At 71.8% G+C, this 4450-nt stretch carries 6 protein-coding genes; 4 read left to right on the top strand and 2 right to left on the bottom strand.

Features of this window, described 5'->3' with window-relative positions; genetic code table 11:
* The coding region (locus tag AC2W7J_RS16210) for a UvrD-helicase domain-containing protein (RefSeq protein WP_485983665.1) at nt 1-226 on the bottom strand (226 nt) is incomplete at its 3' end.
* A 112-nt stretch (nt 227-338) separates the two neighbouring features.
* Between AC2W7J_RS16210 and AC2W7J_RS16205 the strand changes: the two genes are divergently transcribed.
* From AC2W7J_RS16205 to AC2W7J_RS16195, 3 genes are all read left to right on the top strand, one after another.
* A complete protein-coding gene (locus AC2W7J_RS16205; RefSeq protein ID WP_485983663.1) occupies nt 339-1001 on the top strand; it encodes a TetR/AcrR family transcriptional regulator in 663 nt (220 codons plus the stop codon).
* A 43-nt stretch (nt 1002-1044) separates the two neighbouring features.
* Nucleotides 1045-1263, top strand: coding sequence for a DUF3107 domain-containing protein (locus AC2W7J_RS16200; protein ID WP_255185518.1), 219 nt, complete (start codon nt 1045-1047; stop codon nt 1261-1263).
* A 149-nt stretch (nt 1264-1412) separates the two neighbouring features.
* Nucleotides 1413-1664: a GlsB/YeaQ/YmgE family stress response membrane protein gene (locus AC2W7J_RS16195; protein ID WP_255185517.1), complete on the top strand. Its 252-nt coding sequence runs from the start codon at nt 1413-1415 to the stop codon at nt 1662-1664.
* A 71-nt stretch (nt 1665-1735) separates the two neighbouring features.
* On the opposite strand, the gene AC2W7J_RS16190 is transcribed toward AC2W7J_RS16195, so the two are convergent.
* Nucleotides 1736-2437, bottom strand: a complete 702-nt coding sequence (locus AC2W7J_RS16190) for a ferritin-like fold-containing protein (RefSeq protein ID WP_255185516.1) — start codon at nt 2435-2437, stop codon at nt 1736-1738.
* A 215-nt stretch (nt 2438-2652) separates the two neighbouring features.
* Here AC2W7J_RS16190 and AC2W7J_RS16185 point away from each other — a divergent pair, with 215 nt between their 5' ends.
* Nucleotides 2653-4203, top strand: a complete 1551-nt coding sequence (locus AC2W7J_RS16185) for a DEAD/DEAH box helicase (RefSeq protein ID WP_485983660.1) — start codon at nt 2653-2655, stop codon at nt 4201-4203.
* Nucleotides 4204-4450 lie beyond the last annotated feature (247 nt).

Here is a 4450-nt window from a genome sequence, read left to right as displayed (position 1 = left end):
CGGCGACGAGGAGCACCTCGTCGGGCCGGCACTCCCCGTGCCGCACCCGGTCGAGGACGGCCGCGACGGCGACCGTCGTCTTGCCCGTGCCGGGACCGCCGAGGACCCGCACGAGGTCGGCGCGGGACTCGACCGCCCGCGCCTGGTCCTCGTCGAGACGAAGGGGGGCGTCCTCCCCCTTCGTCGTCGGCCGCCGCAGGTGCACGCTCGTCAGGTCCTCAGCCACGACGCCATCCCATCACCTCGGCCCGACAGCCTCCCCCGCGCGCAGGTTGTCACTACCGCGCAGTAGGATCCTGTGACTCACCACACGGTGAGCCACCCATCCCGGAGGAACCATGAGCTCCCACGCGACCGGTACCCGCGTCCAGCGGATGCCCCGTGCCCAGCGGCGGGCGCAGCTGCTCGGCGCCGCCCTGACCGTCTTCGTCTCGAAGGGCTACCACGCCGCCGCGATGGAGGACATCGCCGACGAGGCGGGCGTCTCCAAGCCCGTTCTCTACCAGCACTTCCCGGGCAAGCTCGACCTCTACCTCGCCCTCCTCGACGACCAGTGCGACCACCTCGAGTCACTCGTGCTCGAGGCGCTCAACTCGAGCGACGACCACGAGGAGCGGGTCTACGCGACCGTCCGCGCCTACTTCGACTTCGTCGCCGACGAGGGCGGCGCCTTCCGCCTGATCTACGAGTCGGACCTGACCAACGAGCCGCAGGTGCGCCACCGCATCGACGCCCTCGAGGCACAGCTCGGCGAGGCGATGGCCCAGCGGATCACCGAGGACACGCCGCTGCCCAAGGAACTCGCCGAGATGCTCGGCCTGGCGATGTCCGGCGCCGCGCAGGTCATGGCGCGCACCTGGCTCGCACACGGCGCCCACTTCACCAAGGACGTCGCGGCGCAGGCCGCCGGCCACCTCGCCTGGCGCGGTCTCGGCTCCTTCCCCGTCAACCGCATGGGCACCACCGACGACCCCGGCACCGCCGCTGTCGGGAGTGAGTGACACGATGAGCCCGAGCTCACCCGTCGACAACGAAGGAGTGACCGTGGAGGTCAAGATCGGGATCCAGAACGTCGCCCGCGAGATCGTCATCGAGGCGACCGGCGCCGAGGCGGAGATCGAGGCCGCCGTGCGCACCGCACTCGACGGCGGAGCGCTCGTGCTCACCGACGACAAGGGCCGTCGCGTCATGGTCCCGGCCGGCGCCCTCGGCTACGTCGAGGTCGGCGAGCCCAGCCGCGGACGGGTCGGTTTCGGCGCCTGATCGCCGGGCCTGCGGGTCGCCGCACCCCAATCGTCACTTCCTGAGAGTCGCCCCACCCGCCTCAGGAGTCTATGTTGGTCACGGAAGCCCGCACGGGCTGCCTGAGCGCGTCCGCTCACCCCTGTCGGACGCAGAAGGAGTGATTCACTGTGTGGACCATCATCGTCACCGTCATCGTCGGCGCCATCATCGGCGCGCTCGCTCGTCTGGTCCTGCCGGGCAAGCAGAGCATCTCGACGCTCGTCACCGTCATCCTCGGTGTCCTGGGCGCGCTGATCGGCTCCTACCTGATCAACGGCACGAAGACGGACTTCAGCTTCCTCGCCGTCATCGTCGGTGTCGTCGTCGCCGCCGTCCTGATCGTCCTCTACGGGATGATCGCCGGCCGCAAGCAGGTCTGACGCACCACAGCGAAGGGGGGTCCCGCCGAGTCGGCGGGACCCCCCTTCGTCATGTCGTTGGGCTGCGGCCCTCAGGCGGACATGCCGAGGCGGGCCATCCGCTGCTGGTGCCGGTCGGTGAGCCGCTGCATGAGCTCACCGACCTCCGCGAGGGTGGCGCCGGGGCGGTCGTGGCTCAGGCCGAGGACGAGCTCGCTGAGGGCCTCGCGCTGGGCGGCCACGACCTGCCCCTGCGTCAGGGCCTCACCCATGAGCCGTCGGCCCCACAGCGCGAGCGGACCGCCGCGACGCGGGTCCTGCTTGATGCCGCGACGCACCGCGTCGACGATCGTGTCGCGGTCGGCCTGCAGACCCCCGGTCTGCTCGATGACCGCCTGGGCGGAGGGGTCGACGTAGCGCGAGATCTCGACGAAGAAGTCACGGGCGATGCCGTCGCCGATGTAGGCCTTGACCATGCCCTCGAGCAGGTCACGCGGGCGGGTGCGCGCGTGGTAGGCCTCGAAGGCGTCCTCGAAGGGCGCCATCGCGGCGACCGGGTCGCCGCCGAGGGCGACGATGTGGTCGCACAGCTGCTCGTGGCTCTGGAACTCCCGGACCGCCATGCGCGCCAGCGCCCGCTTGAGGACGAGGTCGCGGGCCATCTCGGAGTCCGCCGCCATCCGCGTGAAGCCGGAGATCGCGCCGTAGGCGATGACCCCGAGGAGCTCGATCGTCCCCTCGCGCTCGCGGGTGCCGAGCTCGGGCGTGGACGAAGGGGGAACCTGCTCGCTCATGGGTCGCAGCCTAGTGGCGCACCGGCCTCGTTTCGGCCCCGGGAGGGGGTCGCGGGTAGCATGACGACGACCAGCGGTGCCCGGTCGGCATCCTTCTCCCCGGACGAGACGTCCGGCGCGGTCGCCCCTCGTGGCGGCGGACCGCTTGACTCACCTCCGATCGGCCCGTGCCATCCACGGCGCGCGATGCGTCGTCCACGCTGATCGAGAGATTCATGACTGAGCCCGACACGACCGTGCCCGCGTCCGACGCCGAGCGCGAGGCCGTCCAGGCCACCCCCGACATCGAGGGCACCGCGCCCGAGGCCGCGCAGCAGACCTTCGGCGACTTCGACGTCCACCCCGACATCGTCGCGGCCCTCGCCGACGCGGGGATCGTCCACCCCTTCCCCATCCAGGCGATGACCCTGCCCGTCGCCCTCGCCGGCCACGACATCATCGGCCAGGCCAAGACCGGCACCGGCAAGACCCTCGGCTTCGGCGTCCCGATGCTCAACCGCATCGACCTCGAGTCCGACGACATCCGCCCGCAGGCGCTCGCGGTCGCCCCGACCCGTGAGCTCGCCAGCCAGGTGGCGGCCGACCTCGAGCGCGCCGGCAAGCGCCTCGGGATCAAGGTGCTCACCGTCTACGGCGGCCGCGCCTACGAGCCGCAGATCGAGGCGCTCAAGAAGGGCGTCCACGTCGTCGTCGGCACCCCCGGCCGGCTCATCGACCTGGCCCAGCAGCGTCACCTCGACCTGTCGGCGACCAAGACCGTCGTCCTCGACGAGGCTGACGAGATGCTCGACCTCGGCTTCCTGCCCGACGTCGAGAAGATCATGGCGATGACCTCCCCGGCCCGCCACACGATGCTCTTCTCCGCGACGATGCCCGGCGCGATCGTCGCCCTGGCCCGCCGCTACATGACCCAGCCGACGCATATCCGCGCGATGAGCGAGGACGGCGAGGGAGACAGCCACACCGTCAAGGCGATCGAGCAGTTCGTCTACCGCGCCCACGCGATGGACAAGGTCGAGATGCTCGCGCGGATCCTGCAGGCCGACGGCCGGGGTCTGACGATCATCTTCTCGCGCACCAAGCGCACCGCGGCCAAGGTCGCCGACGAGCTCACCGACCGCGGCTTCGCGGCCGCGTCGATCCACGGCGACCTCGGCCAGGGCGCCCGCGAGCAGGCGCTGCGCGCCTTCCGCAACGGCAAGGTCGACGTGCTCGTCGCCACCGACGTCGCCGCCCGCGGCATCGACGTCACCGACGTCACCCACGTCATCAACTACCAGTGCCCCGACGACGAGAAGACCTACGTCCACCGCATCGGCCGCACCGGCCGCGCGGGCAACACGGGTGTCGCGGTCACCTTCGTCGACTGGGACGACGAGACGAAGTGGGCGATGATCAACCGCGCCCTCGACCTGGGCATCCCCGAGGCCGTCGAGACCTACTCCTCGAGCCCGCACCTCTACTCCGACCTCGACATCCCCGAGGGCACCAAGGGCCGCCTCCCCCGCGCCCAGCGCACCCGCGAGGGTCTCGACGCCGAGCGCATCGAGGACCTCGGCGAGACCGGCAAGTCCAGCGGTCGCCGCTCCGGTGGCGGTCGTGGCGGCAACGGCGGTGGCCGTGGTGGCAACGGTGGAGGCCGTGGTGGCGAGCGCTCCGGTCAGGGCGAGGCGAAGGGGGACGGCGAGTCCCGTCCCCGTCGTCGCAACCGCAACCGCCGCCGCACCCGCGGTGGCCAGTCGCAGGCCTCGGGCTCGGAGAGCTGAGCAGCTCCTCCGGTGCGAAGGGGGCCGGCCTCCCGGCTCCCTTCGGCCCGGCGAACTAGGCTGCCTCGGGTGCGTGACCCCAAGAGCCTCGCCCGCGGCGCCGCCCGCCGGACCTACGCGACCCTGCAGCGCCTGCGTCCCCGTCCCACCGCCTCGGACGGGTCGAGCGCTGCGGCCGTCACCGCCCGTCTCGCGGCGCTGACCGAGCAGCGCGACCACGCCGCGGCCGTCGACCTCGTCCGCGCCG

Source organism: Janibacter sp. CFPM2_SD2, assembly GCF_057364645.1.
Note: the sequence above shows the minus strand (reverse complement) of the source record. Positions and strands in the feature narration are given on the sequence as shown.